Origin of the sequence: Micromonospora sp. NPDC005979 (assembly GCF_040614415.1) — a bacterium.
Lineage (GTDB): Bacteria > Actinomycetota > Actinomycetes > Mycobacteriales > Micromonosporaceae > Micromonospora.
The window spans coordinates 23,678-46,936 of record NZ_JBEXUR010000013.1; the positions used below are offsets into that span (position 1 = coordinate 23,678).

Consider the following 23,259-nt stretch of genomic DNA (forward strand, 5'->3'; position numbering starts at 1 on the left):
TCGTAATAACGATCATGTAACGGGCGCGAACCTTTCCCCGTAGGTGACCTGTCTTGAAGGTCGTCGGCCCACCAGGGCCAGGGGAGGCGTCGGATGAAGCTGGTGTGGAGGCGGGCCCGCGAGGCGCGGGGACTGCTGTTTGCCGCGGTGCTCGCCGCCTTGGTCGCCGTAGCGTTGGTCACCGGCCTGTCGGACTACAACCGACGCGCGGTGGACGCCGGACAACGCGCGTTGGTCGCGGCGTCGCCGGTCGAGGAACGCGGCCTGTTGGTCAGTGGGTCCGGTGGCCGCGACGCCGCCGAGTTCGCCAAGCGGGACGGGGCGGCGCGGGCACAGTTCGCCGACGGGCTCGCCGGGGTGCCGGTCGCCGTCTCCGCCGCGCGGTACGGCACCGGCCGGGAACTGACCGGCGATCTCGGCTTGGTGCCGCGCAAGGGCGCCGATCCCATCTTCGCCAACCTGGCCACCCTCGAGGGCCTGACCGCGCACGCCGAACTGACCAGCGGAGCCTGGCCCCGCGCCGGAGCGAAGCCGGCCCAGGTGAGCCTGCCGGAGCGGGTCGCCACGACACTCGGCCTGACCGTCGGCGCGCGGGTTCCGCTGCGGGACCGCGCCACCGAGAAAGCCAGCGAGGTGGTGCTCGCCGGCACCTGGCGGCCCCGCGACCCGACCGAGGCGTACTGGCTGCTGGCCCCCGGTGTGGGTACGGGCAGCGTCGGCTCCGGTACCTCGTACGGGCCGTTCGCGCTGGACCCGGCCGACTTCACCACCCTCTTTCCGGGCTCGGTGACGGCGTCCTGGCTGGCCGAACCCGACCTCGGCGGTGTCGACGCCGCCGACCTGCCCGCCGTACGGGCCGCCGTGAGCGCGGCCGCGGTCGCGGTGCCCGAGGCCGCCGAACTGGGCAGCTCGGGGCAGGTCACGACGAAGATCGACCAACTGCTGGACCGGATCGCCCGGGCCGACCTGGTGGGCCGCTCGGCGTTGGCCACCCCGCTGCTGCTCATCCTGGTGCTCGGCGGCTACGCGCTGGTGCTGGTCGCCGCGCTCCTGCACGAGGACCGTCGTCCGCAGACCGCGCTGCTGCGCGCCCGTGGTGCCGCCCGTCGCCAACTGGCCGGCCTGGCCGCCCGGGAGGCGACCCTGGTGGTGGCGCCGGCCGCCCTGCTCGGGCCGGTGATCGCCGGAGAGGCGCTGCGGTTCGTCCGGCCCGGCGGCGCGGCGGAACTGTCCACCGCCGGCGGTAACACGACCCTGATCTGGGCCGCGGCCGCCGCGACGGCGGCCGGCTGCCTGGTCGCCATGGTCGCGCCGACGCTGCGGGGCTCCGGCACGTACGTGGCCGACATGGCCGCCCGATCCCGCCCGAACCGGTCGGCGAGCATCCAGCGCGCGAGCGTCGACCTGGTGCTCGTGGCACTCGCCGTGCTCGCCTGGGTGCAGCTCCGCCGGTACGCCTCGCCGCTCGCCGGCTCGAACGGCCGACTCGGACTGGACCCGCTGCTGGTCGCCGCCCCGACCCTGGGTGTGCTGGCCGGGGCGGTGCTGGCACTGCGGGTGCTCCCGCCGCTCACCCGGTTCGCCGAACGGTTCGTCGACCGGCGACCGTGGACCGCCACCATGCTCGGCATGTGGCAGGCCGGCCGGCGTCCCCACGCCGGGCCGGTGCTGCTGCTCGCCCTCGCCGTCGGCGGCAGTACGCTCGCCTGGTCCCTGGTCAGCACCGGGGAACGGTCCCAGGTCGAGCAGGCCGGCCACACGGTCGGCGCGGACCTGCGGGTGACCGAGCGCGGCGGCGCCGCTCCGGTGACCCGGGCCGGGGAGCTCGCCGCGCTGCCGGGCGTGCGCCGGGCGTTGCCGGTGTGGCGCGACGAGACGCGGGTCGGTCGCGGGGACCTGCCCGTCACCGTGATCGGCTTCGACGCGGCCGGCGCGGGGGGCGTCGTCCGGCTCGCCGACCGGCTGAGCGCGGATCCGGCGTCGACGCAGTACCAGCGGATGATCGCGGCCCGGGGCGCTCCCGGCGGCCTCGAACTGCCCGCCGGGATCCGAGCGATCACCGGTACGGCTCGCACCCCCGTGAGCCAGGCCATCGGACCGCTGAAGATCGGCGTGTCGCTGCTGGTCACCAGCAGCGACGGGGCGGCCTTCCGGCTGCCGGCCGTCGACGCCGCCAGCGACGGACGGGCGGCGCCGTTCACCGTGCGGCTACCCGACGTGGGAGGCGCGCGACTGCGACTGGCCGGCTTCGAGGCCGACGGCGGAGCGGACGCCGGGAACTCGTACCGGCTCCAGGTGGACGGGTTGACGTTGGTCGGCGCGGACGGCGCCAAGCGGCCCGCCGAGCTGACCGGGGCCTGGAACACCACCGCCGGCGGTAACCCGCCCATCCCGGCCCGGTCCAGCGCGCGGGGCGTCGTCGCCGACTATCCGGTGGACTCGATTCCCGATGGACAGTACGCATTCCATCCGCCCACCCGGTTCGCCATCGTGCCCGCCGGGCAGATCGCGCCCGTTCCGGTCCTCATGACGCCCGCTGTGCGCGACGCGATGAGCCTGCACAGCGGCGACACTTTCACCCTGCCCCTTGCCGGCGCGTCCGTGCCGGCCCGGCTGATCGGTGAGCTGAGCTCCGTGCCGACCACCTCGGGTGAGGGCGTACTGCTCGACCTGCCCGCAGCGGTCGAGGCGCTCGTCCGCGGTGGTGGAACCGTCCGGAACACACCCGAGTGGTGGATCGGCGCCGACGACCCGGCGGCCGCTACCCGCGCCGCCGGTGAACTGACCGGCGTCACCGTCCTCGACCGGCGTGCCGAGATCGCGGCCGCCGCCGACGACCCGTACTGGCGGGGCTCACGCACCGGGATGCTCGCCGCCGCGCTCGGCGCGGTACTGCTCGCCCTGGTCGGCCTCATGGTCGACGTGTGGGCCACCGCACGGCGTCGGCTGAGCGAGTTCGCGGTGCTGACCACCCTCGGCGCGACGCCCCGGCTGCTGGCCCGGGCGCTGCTGGCCGAACAGACCTTCCTGGCCGGCATCGGCGTCGGCGTCGGGCTGCTGCTCGGCGCCGTGGTCGGGGCCACCATGGCTCCGCTGGTCATCCTCACTCCGGCCGCCGGCCGGCCGGTGCCCCCGGCGGCGTTCGCGCTGCCGTGGGTGCCCATCGGCCTGACCGCGGTCGGCCTGCTGCTGGCGGCGCTCGCCTTCAGCGCGTTCATCGCCACCGGCATCCGTCAGCGGGTGGCGGCGGTGCAGCTGCGAATCGGGGGAGAACGATGAGCGTCGGCGCGGCCGCCCGCCGGGTCCGGGCGTACGGCGGGCAGTTCCTGCTTCTGGCGGTGCTGACCCTGGTGGTCACGCTGCTGGTCAGCGGGGTGCCCCGACTGGTCAACCGGCTCGCCGGAGAGGGCCTGCGGGCGCAGCTCAACAGCGAGTCGGCTGACCGCCGGGATCTCAACTTCGCCACCGGGGAGGTCGACACCGCCGCGGCGCCGGTCATGCCCGGAGCCCGCAAGCAGTTCGACAGCCTGGTCGACGAGATGCCAGCGCAGGTACGGTCCACCGTCACCGAGCGCTGGTTCAGCGTGGACACCACGCCGCACCGGGTGGTCGGTCCCGACCTCAAGGCCCGCAACCTGCTGGTCCACCTCGGTCTGCGCGCCATGCCCGGCATCCAGCAGGAGAGCGCCCTCGTCGAGGGCGCCTGGCCGAACGAGACCTTCGTCGCCGGCCGCCCCATCGAGCTGGCTCTCGACGCGGACGTGGCGCGCAAGCTCAACCTGCGCGTCGGTAGCCGGCTCGACCTGGATCAGCCCGGCGACGACGGCAAACCGACACCCATGGTGGTGGCCGGGCTGTTCCGGCCGGTCGATCGCGCGAGCGGCGCCTGGGGCGGTTTGCCGCAGGTCCTCCAGGTCGTCGAACCGGAGGGCGACGGCCAGCCCTTCATCGGCGTCGGCGTGGTCGCCCCGGTGGTCCTCGACAAGGGGGCCGCGGCGGGCTGGCCGGTGCGTACGCAGTGGCGTTACCGGCTCGGCGTGGACCGGATCGACGCGCGCCAGCTCGACCAGATGATCGAGGGCCTGCAACAGTTGCAGCGACACGTTCCGCCCGGTCTCACGTTGACCCAGGCGGTCGACATCCCGCTGCGCGCGTTCGCCGACCAGGTGAACTCCGCCCGGACCCTGCTCGCGGTGGTCGGTGCGGGCGTCCTGGCCACCCTGGCCGGGCTGATCCTGCTCGCGGCGACCCTGTCCACCCGCCGACGCCGCTCGGAGTTCGCGCTCATCCGGGCCCGTGGCGGCGCGGCCACCGCCGGCGCGCGCCGCAGCCTCGCCGAGTCACTGCTGGTGGTGCCGGTCGCGGCGGCGGTCGGCTGGTGGTTGGGCACCCTCTTCCCCGGTACGCCCGACCCGACCGCGCCGTACGCCGCCGTGGTGACCCTGCTGGTCACCCTGGCCCTGCCGTTGGCGACGCTGACGGTGCAGGGCGTCGGCGCGGCCCGCCGAGACCTGGTCCGGATGCGTCCGTCGACTCGCCGGCTGACCGTCGAGGTCTTCCTGCTGGTGCTGGCCGGGCTCGCCGCCGTGCTGCTGCGCCGGCGCGGGCTCACCCTCGGCGAGGTCGACCCGCTGCTCGTGTCGGTGCCGGTGCTGCTCGCGGTCGCCGCGGCGGTGCTCGCGCTGCGCGCGTACCCGTGGCCGTTGTTGCTTGTCAGTCGGCTCGCCGCGCGGACCCGCGGCAGCGTGACCTTCCTCGGCACCGCACGGGCCGGCCGGTCGGCGGTCGCCGCGCCGCTGGTCGTCGTGGTCCTGGCGATCGGCACGGCGGCCTTCTGCGCGGTCGTCGCCGGCGGCGTCGACGCGAGCCGGGGCCGGGCCGCCGAACAGGTCGTTCCCGCCGACGCGCTGATCCGGGGGGAACGCTTCGCCCCGGACACGGTCGACGCGCTGAACGGTCTGCCCGGCGTCCAGGCCGCCACACCGGTGCTCATCGAGCCGGACCAGCGGCTGGCGGCCGACGAGGTCGGCACCGACGCGCGGATCGGCCAGACCACCGTGCTGCTCGTCGACGGTCCCGGTCTGGCCACGGTGACCGGCGAGTCCGGGGTGGACGTGCGGGTGCCGGAGCCGTTGCGCACCGCCCACGCCGAGGCGGGCGCGCTGCCCGCGATCGTGTCACCGGCCGTCGCCGCCGACCTGGCGCGGACGGGTCTGCGGGACTCGGCGTTCGTCTCGGTGCAGGGCCAGCGGTACGAGTTCCGGGTGGCCGGCGCGCAGGACCGTTTCCCCCTGCTGCCGGCGAGCACCAGCCGGTTCGTGATCCTGCCCTGGCAGGCGCTGCCGCAGCGGGCCACCCAACCGGCGCCGACCAGCCTGCTCGTCGCCGGCGACCGGCTCGACGCGGAGGCGCTGCGGCAGGCCGGTGACGAGGGTCAGTTGCGCTTCCAGCAGCAGGGGGCGGTCACCGGTCGGGCACGGCCACTGGGAGTCACCGTCGACACCCGGGCGGGCGTACGACACCAGCTCGCCGACGGTGGCGCGAACGGCGTCCTGGCCTTCGGGTTCGTTGGTGGCGCCGCCGGCGGGACGGTCCTCGGCCTGCTGGCCATCGCGTTCACCGTACTGGCCGGGGCACGGGCCCGGGGGCAGGTGCTGTCCCGGCTGCGCACTCTCGGGCTGTCCCGCCGGCAGTGGCGGGGGCTGCTGCTGGTCGAGCTGACCCCGCTGGTCGGGGTGTCGGTGCTGACCGGAGCGCTGGTCGGCGCGGTGCTCCCCCTGGTGCTCAATCCGGTGCTCGGCCTGTCCGCGTTCACCGGCGGAGTGCCGGTCCGGGTGGCGTTCGAACCCGGTCTGGTCGTCGCGGTGGTCGCGCTCGGCGCGATCGCCCTTGGCTTCGCGGTCGCCGTCGAGGCCCTGAACAACCGCCGGTTGCGCCTCGGCGAGGTGCTCCGGCTCGGAGAGGAGAGCTGAGATGACCGTTACCGCCCAGAATTCCCTGGTGCCCGATCTGGCTTCCCTGCAGCAGCGGGCCGCGCAACGCGCCGCCGAGCGGGCCGGCGGGCAGGACCGCCTGCGTGGCCACATCGTCTGCGACGGCCTGGTGCGCATCTTCAAGACCGAGGGGGTGGAGGTGGTCGCCCTCCAGGGGCTCGACCTGGTCATCGACCGGGGTGAGCTGGTGGCGATCGTCGGCGCGTCCGGCTCCGGCAAGTCGACCCTGCTCAACATCCTCTCCGGCCTCGACACGCCGACCGCCGGCATCGCCCGGGTGGCCGACTACGACCTGCTCTCGCTCTCCGCGAAGCGTCGGTTGAGCTACCGACGGCAGTTGGTCGGGTTCGTCTGGCAGCAGACCGGCCGTAACCTGCTGCCGTACCTCACCGCGCAGGAGAACGTCGAACTGCCGATGCAGTTGGCGGGCAAGCGTTCGGCGCGGGGCCGCCGGGAACGAGCCCGGGAACTGCTCGACCTGGTCGGCGTGGGCTACGGCGCGCAGCGGCGGCCCGGTCAGCTCAGCGGCGGCGAGCAGCAGCGGGTGGCGGTCGCGGTGGCCGTGGCCAACGATCCCGAGGTGCTCTTCGCCGACGAGCCGACCGGTGAGCTGGACGAGGCCACCGGCGCGGAGGTCTTCGGGGCGCTGCGCACGATCAACGCCGAGCTGGGCGTGACCATCGTCGTCGTCACCCACGACCACGCCGTCGCCACGCAGGTCCGCCGGACCGTCGCGATCCGCGACGGTCGAACCGCTTCCGAGGTACGCCGGACCGCGCGCGTCGGCGCGGACGGCAACACCGAACTGGTCAGCGAGGAGTACGCGGTGCTGGACCGCAACGGCCGGATGCAACTGCCGGCCGCGTTCGTCGACGCGCTGTCGCTGAAGGAGCGGGTCCGGCTCGATCTGGAGCCCGACCATGTGCAGGTACGGCCCGGTGACCGGGTCTTTCAGGAGCGGGAGGCACGGGCGTGAACTATCAGGACATGGCGGTCGCGGGAGCGGCCTCGACTTCTGGCGGGCCGGGTGTGCCGCCCGCCGAGGTGGTCCGCGTCAGCGGGGTGAGCCGCACCTTCGGCCGTGGCGAGCACGCCGTGCACGCGGTGCGGGACGTCTCGTTCACCGCCAACCGCGGTGAGCTGATCGCCATCCGGGGTCGCTCCGGTGCCGGCAAGACCACGTTGCTGAACCTCATCGGCGGTCTCGACCGGCCGGACAGCGGCCAGGTGGTGGTGGCCGGGCACGAGGTGACCTCGGCCGGGGAGGCCGAGTTGCTGCGGCTGCGCCGGGGCACGGTCGGGTTCGTCTTCCAGACCTTCGGGCTGGTGCCGATCCTCTCCGCCGCCGAGAACGTGGGCGTGCCGTTGCGGCTGGCGCAGGTGCCGGCGACCGAGCGCGAGGAGCGCGTCGCGGTGCTGCTCGAGCTGGTGGGCCTGGGTGGGCACGCGGCCCAGCGCCCGTACGAGCTCTCCGGCGGCCAGCAGCAGCGGGTCGCCCTCGCCCGTGCGCTCGCCAACGAACCGGACCTGCTCATCGCCGACGAACCCACCGGTCAGCTCGACTCGGAGACCGGACGGTCCATCATGGACCTGCTCCGCGCGGTGGTACACGCGCGAGGCATGACGGCCCTGGTCGCCACGCACGACCCGGCCCTGATCGACCTCGCGGACCGGGTCCTCGTCCTGCGCGACGGCCGGCTGGTCGACGGCTGACCGGCGCCCGCCTACGCCGCCCCTGCCGGCGCTACCGCCGTGCGGCGCTACCGGCGGGCCGGCGTAGGCGGGCGGCCTGACGTCTCGGGCGGTCAGAGCGGGAGCTTCATGCCTTCGTGGCTGGCCCTGAAGCCGAGGCCCAGATAGAAGCGGTGCGCGTCGGCACGGGACTTGTCGGTGGTGAGCTGGACCAGGGCGCAGCCCCGCTGCCGGGCCTGGTCGATGACCCAGGCCATCATCTGCCGGCCGAGCCCTTGCCCGCGCCGGTCGGAGCGCACCCGGACCGACTCGATGAGGGAGCGCTCGGCGCCGTGCCGGCCCAGCCCCGGGATGTAGGTGATCTGTAGGCACCCGACCAGTTCACCGTCCTGCTCGGCGACGATCAGGAAGTTGCGCGGGTCGGCGCTGATGTCGGCGAACGCCCGTTCGTACGCCTCGTCGACCTGAGTGAAGTCACGAGCCTTCCCCAGGACGTCGTCGGCGAGCAGGGCGATGACGGTGGGCAGGTCCGCGCGGACAGCCTCCCGGAAGATCATGTCGCTCATGCTGGTCAGCCTGGCACAACGTCACTTGGCCGGGCAGCGCAGGCCCTCGCGGGGAACGGTCAGGTCGAGCAGGTACGCGTCGACGGCCTGGGTGATGCAGGAGGTCTGCGGGTACGCGGTGTGCCCCTCGCCCTCCCAGGTGAGCACCCGGCCCACGCCCAGCATCGAGGCGAGTCGGCCGGTCTGCTCGTACGGCGTCGCGGGGTCGCCGGTCGTGCCGACCACCACGATCGGTGGCGCGCCGTTGGCCCGCCCGGTCGGGTACGGGTCCCGGCCGCCCGGCCACTCGACGCAGCTCAGCATGCCGACCGCGAGCGCCGGGCCGAACAGCGGGTACTTCGCGCGCCACTGCGACTGCAACTGGCGGATCTGCTCCCGGCTCGGCTTCTCGGTCTCGTCGGCGCAGTTGATGGCGAGGTTGGCGTCGAACAGGTTCGAGTAGTGCCCGTCGCTCTCCCGCCCGGCGTACGAGTCGGCGAGCCGGAACACGTCCTTCGGGTCGCCCTCGGCCAGCCGGTCGATGGCCCGTGCCAGCTCCTGCCAGCCGGACTCCGTGTAGAGGGACGAGATGACCGCGTAGAAGACCCAGCCCGCGGTGGCCTCCCGCCCGTCGTCGCCCCGGACGGGGGAGACCTTGGCCTTGTCGATGGCCGAGGTCACGGCGGCGCGGGCGTCGGGAGCGATCGGGCAGCGCGGGGCGTTGGCGGCGCACCAACGGGCAAAGTTGTCGAACGCGCGCTCGAACCCGCGGGCCTGGCTCTCCGAGCCGGCCACCAACCGCTGCTGCGGGTCGACAGCGCCGTCGAGCACCAACGCGCGTACCCGCTGCGGGTAGAGCTGGGCGTAGATGGCGCCGAGCAGCGTGCCGTAGGAGTAACCCAGGTAGGTCAACTTGTCGTCGCCGACGGCGGCGCGGACCGCATCCATGTCCCGGGCGGCCTGCTCACTGCCGTACAGGGGCAACTGGTCGCCGTACCGGTCCCCGCAACCACGCCCGATCCGCTGGCTCAACCCGGCGAAGCCGTCGAACGAGGCCTGGCTCTGTGGGTCGGGGTCGTAGCCGAAGCTCGCGTCCAGGTCGGCGTCGGAGATGCACTTGACCGGACTGGAACGGGAAACGCCGCGCGGGTCGAAGCCGACGATGTCGAAGCGCTCGGTGATCGAGGTGGGCAGCCCACCGAACTGGGTGCCGAACGAGAGGTAGACGGCGGTGTCCACACCGGAGCCGCCCGGTCCGCCGGGGTTGACCACCAGTGAGCCGATGCGGTCGCGCTGCCGGGTGGACCGGGCCCGCAGCAGAGCGATCTCGAAGGTCTGCCCGGCGCCGGGCCCGGCGGTGGCCCCGCTGCCGGTGCCCCAGTCCCGGGGAACGGCGATCCGCGCGCACTCGTAGCGCATGTCCGGTGCGCCCCGCCCCACCAGATCCTCGGCCACCTCCGGGCACGGCCGCCAGGTGGCCGACGAGCCGGCCGGCGCCGCCTCCCCCTGCACCTCGGTGCGCGGCGCGAACGCCGGTAGCGTGCAGCCCGCGGTGAGCAGGGCCGCCACGGCGAAGGCGACGAAGCGGTGACGGACCCGGCGACCGGGTGCCATCCGAGGGTGGTCGGCGGTGCGGCTCACGTGATCCTCCGGTGTCGGGTCGACGGCCAGGCTACGCCGGACCGGTGGCGGCCCGATCCAGGGTGACCGCCGGATCGCCGCGCAGCACCTGGTCCACGTCGAAGCGGATCGGACGGTCGAGCTGGTCGTAGCGGCAGGAGCGGGGATCGCGGTCGGGTCGCCACCGGACGAACTGGGCGGTGTGCCGAAAGCGTTCGCCCTCCATCGCGTCGTAGCCCACCTCGACGACCAGCTCCGGGCGCAGCGGCTCCCACTCCAGGTTCTTGGTGCCGGTCCACCGGCTCACCCCGCCCGGGATGCGCTGACCGCGTTCGTGGTCGCCGTGCACCCACGGGTGCTCGCCGCCGGTGTCCCGGTAGGGGGCCAGCTCGTCGAGCAACTCGGCCCGGCGGGCCATGCTGAACGACGCGCTCACCCCGACGTGGTGCAGGACGCCCTCGTCGTCGTAGAGGCCGAGCAGCAGCGAGCCGACCACGGGGCCGGACTTGTGCCAGCGGAAGCCGGCCACCACCGCGTCGGCGGTGCGGGCGTGCTTGACCTTGAACATCAACCGCTTGCCCGGCTCGTACGTCAGGTCGGCCGGCTTGACGATCAGCCCGTCCAGCCCCGCGCCCTCGAAGACGTCGAACCAGCGGCGGGCGGTCTCCGGGTCGGTGGTGACCTGGGTGACGTGCACCGGCGGGCGTACCTCGGCCAGGGCCTGGACCAGCCGCTCCCGGCGGCGCGGGTACGGCTGGTCGAGCAACGCCTCGTCACCGACGGCCAGCAGGTCGAAGGCGACGAAGTCGGCGGGCGTGGTCTCGGCCAGCAGCTTGACCCGCGACGCCGCCGGGTGGATGCGCTGGGCCAGCAGCTCGAAGTCCAGCCTCGGCTGACCGGACGGCCCGTCCCGCCGGATCACGATCAGCTCACCGTCGACCGCGCACTGCTCGGGCAGTTGCCGACGGGCCTGCTCGACCACCTCGGGGAAGTACCGGGTCATCGACTTGCCGCCCCGGCTGGCCAGCTCGACCTCGTCGCCGTCGCGGAACACGATGCACCGGAACCCGTCCCACTTGGGCTCGTACGTCACACCGGGCGTGGTGGGCAGCTTGGCGACGCTCTTGGCCAGCATCGGCTCGACCGGAGGGTTGATCGGCAGGTCCACGGCGACCAGTCAATCAGACGGCACCGACAGCCGTGAGGCAGATCACCGCTGGTGCGGCGGTGGCGTGTCCGCCCGCGTGCCCCTCGTCCCCCACGGGCGAATCAGATAACCGCAGGTCAGAGCTAGTTTCGCGGGATGGCCGAGTGGGTCTGTGACTGCTGCGGGCGGTGGCGGGTCAGCGTCGAGCTGGTCCGGGGCCGCTACCGCTACCGGCTGACCCGTCGATATCCGCAGCGGTTCGGTGGCGGCCGGGACGTGCTCGGCGAGGTCGCCACGGTGTCCGAGCTGGAAGAGCTGCTGCGGCGTCGTACCCCGTTGAGCCTGGGCGACCTGCGCGAAGCCGCCTGATCCCGCGCGGCCGGCGGATCCACGGCCCGATCGATGATCGGACCGGCCGGTGGATGCCGCGGTGACGGTCCGCCGGGCAGCGTCGTCGGCAGTAGGTGGCGGTGCCGGACGGCGCCACCGGGGGAGGGGACGCGATGCGGTTCGAAGCGGACACCGAGATCGGCGCGGACGCCGAGCGGGTCTGGGCGGTGCTGGTGGACGTGGAGCGGTGGCCGGAGTGGACCGCCTCGGTGACCCGGGCCGAGCGGGGTGAGCCGGGGCCCCTCGCGGTCGGCGCGACCGCCCGCCTGACCCAGCCGAAACTGCGCCCGGCGGTGTGGCGGGTCGTCGAGCTGACCGAGGGGCGGGAATTCACCTGGGTCTCCGCCGTCCCGGGCGTGCACACCCGTGGCGAGCACCGGTTGGTGCCGTTGCCCGACGGACGTACCCGGGTCGACGTGGCCATCGACCAGAGCGGACCGCTGGCCGGTCTGATCGGCCGGCTGTACGGCGGCCTGCTGCGCCGCTACGTCAGGCTGGAGGCCGACGGGCTCAGGCGTCGCTGTGAGCGGAGCTGACGGCCGGTTTCTCCAGCACGGCCAACGGGGTGCCGTTCGGGTCCGGGCGGTGCGCCACGATCCGGTAGCCGTACCGCTGGTACAGCGCGAGGGTGCGGGCGCTGTCCGCGCCGGTGAAGAGGGCGAACCGGGCCGCGCGGCCGGCGCAGGCCTCCTCGATCGCGGTGAGCAGTCGCGCTCCGAGACCCCGCCCCTGCTGGTCGGGGGCGACCGAGAGGCGTCCGACATGGGCGGTGTCGCCGGCCAGGTGGGCGCGCACCGAGCCGACCAGCCGGTGCCCCGAGCGGGCGACGAGCACGATGTCCGGGCCGGCCAGCACGGCCTCGACCTCGTCCAGGGTCTCGGTCAACGGCGGCAGGAAGGGCTCGCCGTAGTGTTGCGCCTCGCTCAGGTACGCGGCGCGCTGGACGGTCAGGATCTCGCCGGCGTCCGTGACAACCGCCGGAACGATGCTCACCTCGACGCTCATCGGACCAGCACACCACAGCCGACGTCGCCGAACCCGGGCGGCCCGGCCGCTGCCCGGCAGCCGGGAAGAGGTCAGAAGCGGGCGAACGAGCGGATCGGCGCGCGCGGGCCGTACTTCGGCGCCTGGATACCGGCGGCCTCCAGCAGCACACACACCCGACCCCGATGCCCCCGGAACGGCTCCAGCAGGGTCAGCATCCGCGCGTCGTCGCCCCTCGGCTCGCCGGCCAGGGCCCAGGACACGGTGTTCGGGATGTGGTAGTCGCCCACGCTCACCGCGTCCGGGTCGCCGTACGCGATCCGGACCACCTCGGCGGCGGTCCACGGCCCGATGCCCGCGATGGCGGTCAGCCGCCGGGTCGCCTCCGCCGCGTCGACGCAGCGCTCCAGACGGTCGGCGAGCGCGGCGGCCCGGCGCAGCGTGTCGGCCCGGCGCTGCTCCACGCCGAACGGGTGGAACACCCAGTACGGGGTGGCGGCCACCGCGGCGGCCTCGGGCGGTAGCAGCAGCGGCTGAAGCGGGCCGGGCGCCGGCTCGCGGAAGTGCCGCACGGTCGCCGCGTACGCCCGGTACGCCTCCTTGCCGGTGACCTTCTGCTCGAAGACCGCCCGCAGCAGTCGGGGGAAGACCTGCCCGGTGGTGGGCATGCGCAGTCCCCGGTGCTCCCGGGCCAGCCGGGCGACGAGCGGGTGCGCCGCCGCCAGCTCGGCGAAGCCGGTCAGGTCGTCGCGCAGCCCGGCGATCCCGTCGGCGCGTGCCACGACATGCTCGGCGCCCGGTCCGTAACCCTCGGCGAGCAGATCACCGCCCGCCGGTCGCAGAGCGAGCGTGGCCGGTCCCTGCGGGGTGCGGGTCGCCCACCAGAAGGTGCCGGCGGCGATGCGCGCGCACGGGTCGTACGGACTGAAGGTCAGCGCGCGGACCGACGCGGCCAGCCGGTATCCGACCGGCGGGCGCAGCACCCTGGTCGCGGCGGGTTCGGTCTCGGTCACCCTGCCACTCTGCCAGGTCAGGCGGCGGTGCCGGTCGCCGCCGTCCGCCGACGCGCTGCGGGGTACGACGGTGGCCGGTCGCGCCCTCCGCGGCTGCGACCGGCCACCGTCGTACCCTGGCGGTACCGGGATCAGTACGAGTAGCCCGAGCCTCCGGCGTCGCTCGACCCGCTGTCGGCCGGCGGCGCGACGGCCTTCGGCGTCGAGGTGGGCAGGCAGGTCAGGTTCTTCTTGCCGTTCTGGTCGACCACGAACCAGGTGCCGCCGACGGCCTGACCCTTCCACTGGCCGGGCTTCTTGTCGCCGATGTAGCGGTAGACCGGCCAGCCGCCGATGGTGAGCTGGCGGGTGCCGTCCTGGCGGGTGACACTGCCGACCTTGTCGTCGGAGAGGCCGGTGAGCTGGGGGTTCCCGTCGGTCAGCGCGGGCGGCCACACCTGCGCGCACTTGTCGACGCAGTTCGACGCGGGCGGGTCGGCGGTGTCCTTGTCGAAGCGGTACAGGACCCAGCCGTCCTGGTCCGTCACCACGTTGCCCATCCGGGCGATCTTCTTGCCGATCAACTGCTCGGTCAGGTCGACGTCCGCGGCCGGCGGCGCGTCGGCGACGGGCGCCTCCGCGGATGCCGACGCCTCGGGCTCCGCCGACGCGCTGGGCTCGGCCGCGGCGACGGCGACCGGCTCGGCCGCGCTCGAGTTCGCCCCGTCGTAACCCGCGGGAGCGCAGGCCGTTAGTGCGACCATCGCGCTCGCGACGATGACGGTCCGCTTCATCTGTGCCACGTGCCCTCCTCATTCTTGGCAGTTCACCCATAGGTACGGCGAACGGGCTGTCAAGGTTGAAGAAGTAACAGTGGTCAATTTCACTGGTTCTGATTGAACCGTAGTGAACGATGATCCGTACGGCCCCACACGGAGCCTGCTGGCAGGGAAATGCATCGACGCCGGCCATTGTGACAATGGCCGGCGTCGACGATGGTACGCGACCCTACATGGGCACCGTGACCAGCGGGCTCGCCACACCGTTACGGTCGACCGACTGCACCTGGAGCTGTTTGATGTCACTCGTCAACGCCGACGTCGACGCGCTCAGCTCAAGACCCTGCGGGCGATTGTTCGTCCCGTAGCCGCCCTCGGGCACCGACCACGTGGAAATAACCTCAGTGGTGGCGTTCTTGCGCACCACCACCAACCGGCAGGTGCGCGGGCCGGGCAGTTTCCGCAGGCTGAAGTTGATGCGGGTGCCGTACTCCCGCTCCAGGAGGAACATCGTCGTCTGGACGCCGGTCGTCGGGTCGGTGGCGTCGACCTGGTCGCCCTCCTCCTCGGTGCCGCCGACGCCCGGACCGCTCGGCGGCGCGGTCGGCGCGCTCGTCGGCGGGTCGTTGACGCCGGCGCTCGCCGTCGGCTCCGCGAGATTGCCCGGCGTCTCGTCCCCGGCCACGCTCACGAAGCCGTAACCCGTCAACCCGCCGAAGACCACCACCGCCGCGGCGGTCGCGAGCATCTGACGAAACCTGGTGCGCCGCCGGTCGGCCCGGACCGCGACCAATGTCCGGTCCAGCAGCGCCGGATCCGTGGCGGTCTGCTCCAGGGCCATCATCGTCTCGCCGTCGATGCCGGAGAGCAGGCCCACCACCGGCACCATCGTCTCCAGCTCGGCCGCGCACGCCCAGCACGCGGCGAGATGCTCCTCGAACCGCTCGGTGTCCTGCTCGTCAAGCACGCCGAGCGCGTACGCGGCGACGTCCATGTGGTCTGGCCGGCTCATTCTGTCACCCCCCGCTCCTGAAGAGCCGTGCGCAAGGCGCGCAGCGCGTAGTAGACCCGCGACTTGGCGGTGCCCAACGGCAGCCCCAACTCCTCGGCCGCCTCCGGCACCGTCCGCCCCCGGAAGTACGTCGCGATCAGGATCTCCCGATGCGACTGACTCAGCGTACGCAGCGCGTCCGCCACCGTCATCGTGCGCAGCACCCGGTCGGTGCTGTCCGCCTCGGCGAACGCCGTCAGGTCCCGGTCGTACGTTTCCGGCGGCCGGGCCTCCTGGCTGCGGTGCTCGTCGATGGCGATCCGACGCGCCACGGTGACCAGCCACGGCCGCAGGGAACCCTGCCCCTGTGCGCCGAGACGGTGCGCGTTGCGCCAGGCCCGCAGCAGCGTCTCCTGGACGATGTCCTCCGCGCGCTGCCGGTCCCCCCCGGTGAGCCGCATGACGAACATCAGCAACGGGCCGGCGTGCTCGGCGTAGAGCAGCCGGATCAACTGGTCGGAGTGGCTGGCCTCGGTTGTCGTCGCCTGGTGGCGCCCGGGCGCCGGTCGGGGCGTCACCGGACCATTTTGGCGAGACGTGGCTCGGGCGTCGACCCCCCGGGCAGACGAGGTCGACCGTGACGACGACCGCGCGGACAACCAGTCCGCGCCAACCGCGTCGCCATGCCAACCGGCCGCCACCGCATGCATGCAGACCTCCGGGATGTCCGTGACCAACGCCGCCCCCACAAGGCGGGCCGCCCGGTGGTACGCAGCCACGCCCCGAGCGGATCAACGAACAACGAAAAAAACTTCGGCGGCGTCACCGGTGACCGGTCAGCGGCGGACGGAGAACAGCCCCGGCGGTGGTGGATCCGAGCCGGTGGCGTCGGCGTCGCGCACCACCGCCGCCCCGCTGGCGAAGCGGTCCAACTCGTCATCGGCCACCACCCGGCCGGGAAACCAGTCGCCGGCCGCCCGCCGGGTCAAGCCGGGCACCGGGGGAGTGGTCCGCCCGGCGACCAGCACCAGATTGCCGTACCGGCGACCGCGCAGCACCCCCGCGTCGCCGACCAGGCACGCCTGCGGCAGCACCGAGCGCACCGTGGCGACCTGACTACGGGCGTACCGCAGCGGCGGGCCGTCGGCCAGGTTCGCCAACAACCAGCCCGCCGGGCGGAGCACCCGCGCGACCTCGGCGGCGTACTCCACCGACGTGAGGTGCGCCGGTGTGCGGGCACCGGCGAACACGTCGGCGACCACCACGTCGTAGCTGGCGTCCCGCGTCGAGGTCAGCACGGCCCGCGCGTCCTGCACGCGGACCCGCAGCCGCGCGTCCGCAGGCCAGGGCAGCACGCGCCGCACCAGCTCCACCAGGGCACCGTCCACCTCGGACACCCGCTGCGTCGAGCCGGGGCGGGTCGCCGACACGTACCGGGGCAGGGTCAGCGCGCCGCCGCCCAGGTGCAGCACCCGCAGCGGCTCGCCCGGGGGCGCGATCAGGTCCAGTGCGGCGGCCAGCCGTCGGACGTACTCGAACTCCAGGTGGGTGGGGTCGCTCAGGTCGACGTGCGACTGCGGCGCGCCGTCCAACAGCAGCGTCCACGAACCGGGCCGGTCCGGCGACGGCACCAGCTCGGCCTGCCCGGTGTCCACCCGCTCGACCACCCGGTCACCCGCTCGTTTACGCCCCACCGCGACCCGCCCGCTCAGCGACCGACACGTGCCGCGGCGGTCAACGCGCGGTGCAGCAGCCGGGAGTCGCCGAGCAGCGCGCGCAGGCGGCGCTCCAGGCCGGCGATCGGGATCAGGTTCTGCGGCGCCCGTGGGTCCTTGTACGGCGTCGAGGCGAACCGGGGCAGCGTGACCAGCGACAGGTCGGCCAGGTCGATCGCCGCCTCGACGGGCAACTCGGTGGAGCACTCCACCCGGACGATGCCGGCCCACGGCGCGCCCACGGCCACCGGCAGCCGCAGATACCACGACCAGCCGCCCCAGGGCGTGCCGAGCCGGAACACCGGCGACCGCTCACCCGGCGCCAGGCCCGTCACCACCGCCGTCAGCCGGGCGTCCAGGTACTGGCTGTGCTGGGTCTTGATGTAGCCGAGCGTGCGCGGCAGATGGTGCCGACTGCGCAGCGGACCGTCCACCACCAACAGATCGCCGTCGACCCGGACGGCGTCGGACACGGCCACCTCCAACGCGGTCAACGGGCCCTGCACGGCCGCCGGCAACTTCGCCAGCTCGCCGGTGCCGCCCACCCGGTGCACCGGATAGCGGATCGCGCCCGCCACCACGTCCCGCGCCGACGGGCTCGCCGTGAACAGACCCCGGCCCACCCGCGTGCCGGCCAACTGCGCCGCGCCCCGACCCAGGTCGCAGCGGACCACGCCGGCCGCGTACGACGCCGCCAACCCCGGAAACGACCCGCCGTCCTCCTCCGCCGTCCAGATGCTCGCGTCGACCCGGCGGACCCCGTCGACCAGGAGCACCACGTCCGGCGCCCGCACGTCGGCGCGTACGCCGATCGCCCGCCAGTCGACGGCCGGCAACTCCACGTCGACCTCGACCTGGGTGCTGCTCGGGGTGGCCGGCCCGGAGGCGGACGCCTCGAACGACGCCCCGTACGACGGGTCCCAGGAGTCGACGAAGAACGCCGCGTCGCCCACGCTCACCGGCCGGTCCGTTCGACGCGCGCCGAGCGGGCGTCCTTGCGCACCTCGAAGCGGACCGGGATCCGCTCGGCCAGCGCCGCGACGTGGGTCACTACGCCGACCATCCGGTCGCCCCGGGCGGCCAGGTTCTCCAGCGTGGCGGCCACCGTGTCCAGGGTGGCCGCGTCCAGCGTGCCGAAACCCTCGTCCAGGACGATCGACTCCAGACTCGCCGCCGTCGTCGACATGCCGGCCAACTGCTCGGAGAGCGCCAACGCCAACGCCAACGAGGCCTGGAACGTCTCACCGCCGGAGAGCGTCCGTACGCCCCGGCGCAGTCCGGCGTCGTGGTGGTCGACCACGAAGAACTCGCCCTTGTCGTGCACCAGCTCGTACTGACCCGAGGACAGCTCCCGCAGGATCCCCGACGCGCCGTCGACCAGCAGGTCCAACGCCTCCGCGAGCAGCCACCGTTCGAAGTTGTTGGCCCGCAGGTGCCCCGCGAGGGCCCGCGCCACCTGCGCCTCGCGCTCGTGCCCGGCCCGCTGCTCGCGCAACGTGCCGGCCTGTTCGCGGCGCTCGGCCAGCCGGCGTCGGTCGGCCTCGGCCCGCTCGACGGCCACCGTCGCGGCGTGCACCGGATCGTCGCCGACCGGCACGTCGGCGGCGGCGAAGATGTCGGCGATCCGCCGCTGCACCTCGTCGGCCGCCGCCTCGGCCTCGGCGACGACGGTGACCCGGCCGGCCCGATCGGCACGACGACGCTCCGCCTCGGCCGTCGCCCAGTCGGTCAACGCCGCCCAGGAGGCCGCCACGTCGTCCCGGTCGGCGGCCGGCGGCCCGAACCGGGCCAGCCCGTCCCGGGCGGTGTCGAAGCCCCGCCAGGTCGCCCGCAGCCGCTCCTGCGCCGCGTCCACCCCGGCGCGGGCCTGGCGGGCGCTGTCCCGGCCCGCCCGTACGGCGGTCGCCGCCTCGTCCAGGGCCCGTCGCAGCCGGGCGTGCTCGGCCAGCTCCCGGCGCAGCACCGCCGGCTCGGCCGCGCCCGCGAGCTGCCCGTCCAGTTCGGCCAGCCGGGCGTCCACCTGCTCCTGCCGGGCGCGGGCCTGCACCAGCAGCCGTTCCAGGTCACGCGCGGCGGCGTCCCGCTGCTGCACGGCCGCCTGCGCCGCCTTGGTGGCGGCCCGCGCCGCCTTGCCGGCCGCCGTCGCGGCGGCCACCGCCGAATCCGCCGGGACGGCCGGCACCCGCGCCACCGGCTGCTCGCACACCGGGCAGGACCCGCCCGGGTGCAGGTGCGCCCGCAGGCCGACCGCCAGGTCGGTGGCCTTCGCCTCCTCGTGCGCCCGGAAGGCCGCCTCCAGCTCGGCGTCGGCCCGCTCGGCCTGCGCGCGGGCGGCGGCCAGCGCCGCCACCGCCGTCGTGTGCTCCTCGTCCGCCGTACGCACCGCCGCGCGGACCGTGTCGGCCTCGCCGGTCAGCCGATCCCGATCGTCGTACGCCCGCAGTTGCAGCCGCAGCGCGCTCTCGTCGCCGGCGCCGGCCAACTCACCGCGCAGCTTCTCCTCCCGCTCCTCGGCCAGCGACACCGCCGCGGCAGCCGCGTCGGACTCGGCGCGCGCCGCGGCCACCGCGCGCGCCACCTCGGCCACGCCGCGCGGGGCGCGGACGGCGGACAGCACACTCAGCTCGTCGTCGAGCGCGGTCAGGGCGGCCGCCGCCTCCCGCGCGCGTCCCCGGGCCGCCGCCAGCTCCGGCATGGCCCCGGTGACCGCGCCGGCCAGCTCGACCATCTCCTCGACGAGGGCGTCGGCCTCGGCCACCGCCTCGTCGTCCACCCCGGTCAGGCCGGCGAGCACCTGGTCGACCGCGTCCAGCTTGGCCTCCGCCTGCGCCGCGCGGGCCGTGGCCCTCTTCTGCACGTCCTCGTAGACGCCGAGGCCCAGCAGGTTGACCAGGATCTGCTGGCGGGTGGCCGGCTTGGCGTGCAGGAAGTCGGCGAACTGCCCCTGCGGCAGCACCACACAGCTGGTGAACTGCTCGTACGGCAGCCCGACCGCCTCCAGCACCGCCTGCTCCATCTCGGCGGGCGTACCGGCGACCACCTCACCCAGGTCGTCCGGGCTCAACCCGGTGTCGAGCTTGGTCACGTCGAAGCCGGCCGGCATCACCTGCAACCCGGCGTTCGCGGTCTTCACGTTGCCCCGACCGTCCCGGCGCACCACCCGGGTCGCCACGTACCGGGAGCCACCGGACTCGAAGACCAGCCGCACCCGGGCCTCGGTCGCCGACGGCGCGAGGGCGTTGGTCAATCCCCGCGTGCCGCCCCACCGGGGAACCGTGCCGTAGAGGGCGAAGCAGATGGCGTCCAGCACGGTGGACTTGCCCGAGCCGGTCGGCCCGATCAGCGCGAAGAAGTCGGCGTCGGTGAAGTCGATCGTCGTCTCGTCCCGAAAGACCGTGAACCCGGCCATGTCCAGCCGCATCGGCCGCATCAGTGATCGACCTCCTCGAAGAGCTCGTCGAAGAGTTCCCGGACACCCTCGTCGTCGTGCCCCCGGCTGTCCAGGTAGTCGCCGAACAGCTCGCGGGGGGAACGCCCCGACCGCTGCGCGACCCGCGTGCCGCTGCCCGGCGCCGCCAGCATCTCCGGGTCGATCCGGATCTCCAGCGCCCGGGGGAGCAGCTCCTGCACCTCCTCGCGCAGGCCCGCGCGGGGCTGCTCGCGCACGAACACCCGCAGCCAGGCGTCCGGCACCTCGGTCTCGGCGAGCTGGGCCAGCGTGCCGCGTACCGTCCGCAGCGCGCTCGCCGCGGTCACCGGCACCTCCCGCACCCGGGCGGCCGTGCTGGCGGTCACCTCGACGACCGTCACCGACGGCACGTTCTCCTGTTCGCCGAAGTCGACGGCGAGCGGACTGCCGCTGTACCGCACCGGGCACGGGCCCTCGACACGCTGCGCCCGGTGCAGGTGGCCCAGCGCCACGTAGTGCGCCGTCGCCGGAAAGACCGTCGCCGGCACCGCGTAGCCGAGCACCGTGTGCGCGTCCCGCTCGCCGCCGCCGGCCGCCGCGCCGGTCACCGTCAGGTGCGCGGTGACCAGGTGCACCCGGTCGGGCTCCGCGAAACCCTCGGTGAGCCGGCCCAGCACCCGACCCAGGTGGTCGGCGTACGTCTGGTTGGCCTCGGCGGCGGTCAGCTCGTACATCTCCAGCGCGCGGATGGCGTACCGCTGGGACAGGAACGGCAGCGCGGCGAGCTGCCACCGTTCCCCGCCGGCCGTGGTGCCGTCGATGACGTGCTCGGCCGGATTCTCGCGTACCCCGCCGCGCAGCGTGATGCCCGCGGCCTCGGCCCACGGGCGCAGCGCGTCCAGCGCGGGCCCGTTGTCGTGGTTGCCGCCGATGGCGACCACGTCCGCGCCGGTGCGACGCAGCGCGGTCAGCGCCCGGGTGACCAGCCGGGTCGCCTCCGAGGTCGGCGCGGCCGTGTCGTAGAGGTCACCGGCGACGATCACCAGATCCGGCTGTTCGGCGCGGGCGATGTCGATCACCCCGGCCAGTACGGCTTTGTGCTCCTCGGCCCGGGACTGCCCCTTGAGCACCTTGCCCACGTGCCAGTCGGAGGTGTGCAGGATCTTCACAGTTGCACCGGCCCTGCCTAGAACGGGATGTCGTCGTCGCTGCCGCCGCCGGAGCCCACCACGGCGAACGGGTCGGCGGACTGGGTGATCGAGCGCAGCGTCTCCGAGGGGGCCCGGCCCGCCTCGGAGACCCGGGTGGCCCACGCCGGGAACGGGAACTCCAGGCAGAGCGGCACCGGGATGTCCGGCTGGTTGACGAACATGGTGCCCGGCTTGGCGAGCAGCGCCCGCTGTCGCTGGGCCGGCGGCAGGAAGCCGTACTCGGGGCGGGACGCCTCGGCCGGGTCGAGCCGGCCGACCACCCGGATCGCCGAGTTGGTGACGATGCGGCGCTCCACCTCGCTCGCCGTCTGCTGCGCGCCGATCAGGATGACCCCGAGCGAGCGGCCGCGCTCGGCGATGTCGAGCAGCACCTCCTTGATGGGGGAGGAGCCCTCCCGGGGGGCGTACTTGTTGAGCTCGTCGAGGACGACGAACAGCAGCGGCTTGGCCGTGCCCGACTTCTCCTTGCGCTCGAACTCGCTCTTGAGCGTCACACCCACCACGAACCGCTGCGCCCGGTCGGGGAGGTTGTGCAGGTCGACGACGGTCACCTGCGCCGACTCGCTGGTGTTGATCGAGTGCGGGCGACGGACGGCGAGGTCGCCACGGATCAGCCGGGCCAGGTCCTTCTTGCTGCCGATCAGCCGGCGGGCGAACGCGTTGACGGTGCCCAGTCCGACCGCGCTGCCCGCCCAGTCGGAGCGGGTCTCGTCGTCGTTGAGCGCATCGACGATGTGGTCCACCAGGTCGCCGTAGGACCCGAGCCGCACCCCGTCGATGCTCACGCCCCCGTCGGCGGGCTGGGCGTACCGGGCCAGGTGCGCGGCCACCGAGTGGACCACCATCGTGTACTGCTGGCGCTCGTCGTCGGCGTCGGCGAAGACGTACGGCAGCAGGCGGTCGGAGCAGAACTCGCTCAACGTCCAGTAGAAGGCGTCCACGCCGGTCAGCCGGCTGCTCACGTCCGGCGTGCCGGCCGCGTCACCGACCCGGGGCGGGGCGTACACCCGCACGTCGGGGAAGGCGCCGGCGCTCAGGCCGAGCTTCGCGTACGAGGCCCGGGTCGGCTCGTCGAGGCGCGTGTTGGGGTGGTCGAGGAACAGCAGGTCCTCGCCCTTGACGTTGAAGATGAGCGCCTTGCCGTTGACCGCGTCGCCGCCCAGGACGCCGGAGCGGAACACCGAGTAGAGCAGGAAGGTGGCGAAGCTCGTCTTGGTGGCGACCCCGGAGATGCCGGAGATCGAGACGTGCGCGCCCCGGCTGCCGTCGAGGAAGTCGGCGTTCAGGTAGACCGGCACCCCGTCGCGGCCCATCCCCATCGGGATGCGTCGCTCCATCCGGTCGAAGTGCAGCGCGCGGGCCCGCGCGTCGCCCTCGGCGCGGTGCACCACGGCCCCCGGGGTCGGCGGCACGTACAGCTCCGGGTCGACCCGCGTGGTGGTGACCTCGGCCGCCTCCTGCACCTGCGCGGGCAGGGTGCCGTCGGCGATGGCGAAGACGTCCGAGTCGAACTGGGCGCCCTCGTGCCGCGCCCGGACCTGCGTGACCACCCCGGCGATCGTCACCGGCTCCCGATCGGGCAGCTCACGACGGGTGACCACCACGTCGTCGAGCTGTAGGTAGCTGCCGGGGGCCACCGCCGTCCAGAACTGCAACGGCGTGGCGTCGGCGGTGCCCAGCACCCGGCCGACCAGCTCGCCCGGGCTGTCGAGGTCGGCGTCGGTCATCGGGCGACTCGGGTCGGGCGGGCAGCACGGTCGGGAAGCATGAGGTGCATCCTGCCCGAGGAGT

Annotated in this window: 19 protein-coding genes; 6 read left to right on the forward strand and 13 right to left on the reverse strand. The window is 73.9% G+C overall.

Annotated features, from left to right (window positions below):
* The first annotated feature begins 93 nt into the window (after positions 1–93).
* The 4 genes from ABZ272_RS21560 to ABZ272_RS21575 are packed head-to-tail and all read left to right on the forward strand — an operon-like array spanning position 94 to position 7,706.
* The gene (locus ABZ272_RS21560; RefSeq protein WP_355051734.1) at positions 94–3,279 is read left to right on the forward strand and encodes an ABC transporter permease; all 3,186 of its coding nucleotides are present in this window, start codon (positions 94–96) and stop codon (positions 3,277–3,279) included.
* The gene (locus ABZ272_RS21565) at positions 3,276–5,972 is read left to right on the forward strand and encodes an FtsX-like permease family protein (protein WP_355051735.1); all 2,697 of its coding nucleotides are present in this window, start codon (positions 3,276–3,278) and stop codon (positions 5,970–5,972) included. The genes ABZ272_RS21560 and ABZ272_RS21565 overlap by 4 nt, the downstream gene beginning before the upstream one ends.
* Before the next feature lies 1 nt (position 5,973).
* A complete protein-coding gene (locus ABZ272_RS21570; RefSeq protein WP_355051736.1) occupies positions 5,974–6,969 on the forward strand; it encodes an ABC transporter ATP-binding protein in 996 nt (331 codons plus the stop codon).
* 11 nt (positions 6,970–6,980) lie between these two features.
* Entirely contained in the window at positions 6,981–7,706 is a 726-nt protein-coding gene (locus tag ABZ272_RS21575) for an ABC transporter ATP-binding protein (protein ID WP_355051881.1), read from the forward strand.
* A gap of 92 nt (positions 7,707–7,798) precedes the next feature.
* Here the strand turns inward: ABZ272_RS21575 and ABZ272_RS21580 are convergent, their stop codons facing one another.
* Genes ABZ272_RS21580 through ABZ272_RS21590 form a run of 3 tightly spaced genes read right to left on the reverse strand, consistent with a single transcriptional unit; the run spans position 7,799 to position 11,018 of the window.
* Positions 7,799–8,251, reverse strand: a complete 453-nt coding sequence (locus ABZ272_RS21580; protein ID WP_355051737.1) for a GNAT family N-acetyltransferase — start codon at positions 8,249–8,251, stop codon at positions 7,799–7,801.
* Between the two features lie 21 nt (positions 8,252–8,272).
* Complete coding sequence (locus ABZ272_RS21585) at positions 8,273–9,844, reverse strand: alpha/beta hydrolase (protein WP_355051882.1); 1,572 nt, start codon at positions 9,842–9,844, stop codon at positions 8,273–8,275.
* Positions 9,845–9,902: 58 nt separating this feature from the next.
* A complete protein-coding gene (locus tag ABZ272_RS21590; protein WP_355051738.1) occupies positions 9,903–11,018 on the reverse strand; it encodes an ATP-dependent DNA ligase in 1,116 nt (371 codons plus the stop codon).
* Positions 11,019–11,153: 135 nt separating this feature from the next.
* On the opposite strand from ABZ272_RS21590, the gene ABZ272_RS21595 reads away from it, so the two are divergent.
* Positions 11,154–11,366, forward strand: coding sequence for a hypothetical protein (locus ABZ272_RS21595; RefSeq protein ID WP_355051739.1), 213 nt, complete (start codon positions 11,154–11,156; stop codon positions 11,364–11,366).
* A gap of 134 nt (positions 11,367–11,500) precedes the next feature.
* Positions 11,501–11,923: an SRPBCC family protein gene (locus tag ABZ272_RS21600; RefSeq protein ID WP_355051740.1), complete on the forward strand. Its 423-nt coding sequence runs from the start codon at positions 11,501–11,503 to the stop codon at positions 11,921–11,923.
* On the opposite strand, the gene ABZ272_RS21605 is transcribed toward ABZ272_RS21600, so the two are convergent.
* The 10 genes from ABZ272_RS21605 to ABZ272_RS21650 all read right to left on the reverse strand — a co-directional run bounded on the left by ABZ272_RS21605 (position 11,898) and on the right by ABZ272_RS21650 (position 23,195).
* A complete protein-coding gene (locus tag ABZ272_RS21605; RefSeq protein ID WP_355051741.1) occupies positions 11,898–12,392 on the reverse strand; it encodes a GNAT family N-acetyltransferase in 495 nt (164 codons plus the stop codon). The genes ABZ272_RS21600 and ABZ272_RS21605 overlap by 26 nt on opposite strands.
* A gap of 71 nt (positions 12,393–12,463) precedes the next feature.
* Positions 12,464–13,384 carry a DNA-3-methyladenine glycosylase 2 family protein gene (locus ABZ272_RS21610; protein ID WP_355051742.1) on the reverse strand — a complete coding sequence of 307 codons (921 nt, stop codon included), beginning with the start codon at positions 13,382–13,384 and terminating at the stop codon, positions 12,464–12,466.
* 131 nt (positions 13,385–13,515) lie between these two features.
* Entirely contained in the window at positions 13,516–14,166 is a 651-nt protein-coding gene (locus ABZ272_RS21615; RefSeq protein WP_355051743.1) for a hypothetical protein, read from the reverse strand.
* Between the two features lie 205 nt (positions 14,167–14,371).
* On the reverse strand, positions 14,372–15,154 hold the full coding sequence (locus tag ABZ272_RS21620) for a zf-HC2 domain-containing protein (RefSeq protein WP_355051744.1): 783 nt from the start codon (positions 15,152–15,154) through the stop codon (positions 14,372–14,374).
* Positions 15,151–15,843 carry a sigma-70 family RNA polymerase sigma factor gene (locus ABZ272_RS21625; RefSeq protein WP_355051883.1) on the reverse strand — a complete coding sequence of 231 codons (693 nt, stop codon included), beginning with the start codon at positions 15,841–15,843 and terminating at the stop codon, positions 15,151–15,153. Before ABZ272_RS21625 ends, ABZ272_RS21620 begins: the two co-directional genes overlap by 4 nt.
* A gap of 126 nt (positions 15,844–15,969) precedes the next feature.
* Positions 15,970–16,827, reverse strand: a complete 858-nt coding sequence (locus ABZ272_RS21630; RefSeq protein ID WP_355051745.1) for a fused MFS/spermidine synthase — start codon at positions 16,825–16,827, stop codon at positions 15,970–15,972.
* 14 nt (positions 16,828–16,841) lie between these two features.
* Positions 16,842–17,807, reverse strand: a complete 966-nt coding sequence (locus ABZ272_RS21635) for a hypothetical protein (protein WP_355051746.1) — start codon at positions 17,805–17,807, stop codon at positions 16,842–16,844.
* Positions 17,804–20,278 (reverse strand): SMC family ATPase, encoded by a 2,475-nt coding sequence (locus ABZ272_RS21640; protein ID WP_355051747.1) that lies wholly within the window; start codon positions 20,276–20,278, stop codon positions 17,804–17,806. Before ABZ272_RS21640 ends, ABZ272_RS21635 begins: the two co-directional genes overlap by 4 nt.
* Entirely contained in the window at positions 20,278–21,426 is a 1,149-nt protein-coding gene (locus tag ABZ272_RS21645; protein ID WP_355051748.1) for an exonuclease SbcCD subunit D, read from the reverse strand. Before ABZ272_RS21645 ends, ABZ272_RS21640 begins: the two co-directional genes overlap by 1 nt.
* A gap of 17 nt (positions 21,427–21,443) precedes the next feature.
* On the reverse strand, positions 21,444–23,195 hold the full coding sequence (locus tag ABZ272_RS21650; RefSeq protein ID WP_355051749.1) for an ATP-binding protein: 1,752 nt from the start codon (positions 23,193–23,195) through the stop codon (positions 21,444–21,446).
* Positions 23,196–23,259: the final 64 nt, after the last annotated feature.

Coding starts and splice junctions, on each gene's coding strand:
- ABZ272_RS21600 (WP_355051740.1), top strand. CDS start 11,501: ATGCGGTTCGAAGCGGACACCGAGATCGGCGCGGACGCCGAGCGGGTC.
- ABZ272_RS21625 (WP_355051883.1), bottom strand. CDS start 15,843: ATGCATGCGGTGGCGGCCGGTTGGCATGGCGACGCGGTTGGCGCGGAC.
- ABZ272_RS21560 (WP_355051734.1), top strand. CDS start 94: ATGAAGCTGGTGTGGAGGCGGGCCCGCGAGGCGCGGGGACTGCTGTTT.
- ABZ272_RS21575 (WP_355051881.1), top strand. CDS start 6,981: ATGGCGGTCGCGGGAGCGGCCTCGACTTCTGGCGGGCCGGGTGTGCCG.
- ABZ272_RS21640 (WP_355051747.1), bottom strand. CDS start 20,278: ATGCGGCCGATGCGGCTGGACATGGCCGGGTTCACGGTCTTTCGGGAC.
- ABZ272_RS21650 (WP_355051749.1), bottom strand. CDS start 23,195: ATGACCGACGCCGACCTCGACAGCCCGGGCGAGCTGGTCGGCCGGGTG.
- ABZ272_RS21570 (WP_355051736.1), top strand. CDS start 5,974: ATGACCGTTACCGCCCAGAATTCCCTGGTGCCCGATCTGGCTTCCCTG.
- ABZ272_RS21580 (WP_355051737.1), bottom strand. CDS start 8,251: ATGAGCGACATGATCTTCCGGGAGGCTGTCCGCGCGGACCTGCCCACC.
- ABZ272_RS21565 (WP_355051735.1), top strand. CDS start 3,276: ATGAGCGTCGGCGCGGCCGCCCGCCGGGTCCGGGCGTACGGCGGGCAG.
- ABZ272_RS21585 (WP_355051882.1), bottom strand. CDS start 9,844: ATGGCACCCGGTCGCCGGGTCCGTCACCGCTTCGTCGCCTTCGCCGTG.
- ABZ272_RS21595 (WP_355051739.1), top strand. CDS start 11,154: ATGGCCGAGTGGGTCTGTGACTGCTGCGGGCGGTGGCGGGTCAGCGTC.
- ABZ272_RS21620 (WP_355051744.1), bottom strand. CDS start 15,154: ATGAGCCGGCCAGACCACATGGACGTCGCCGCGTACGCGCTCGGCGTG.
- ABZ272_RS21605 (WP_355051741.1), bottom strand. CDS start 12,392: ATGAGCGTCGAGGTGAGCATCGTTCCGGCGGTTGTCACGGACGCCGGC.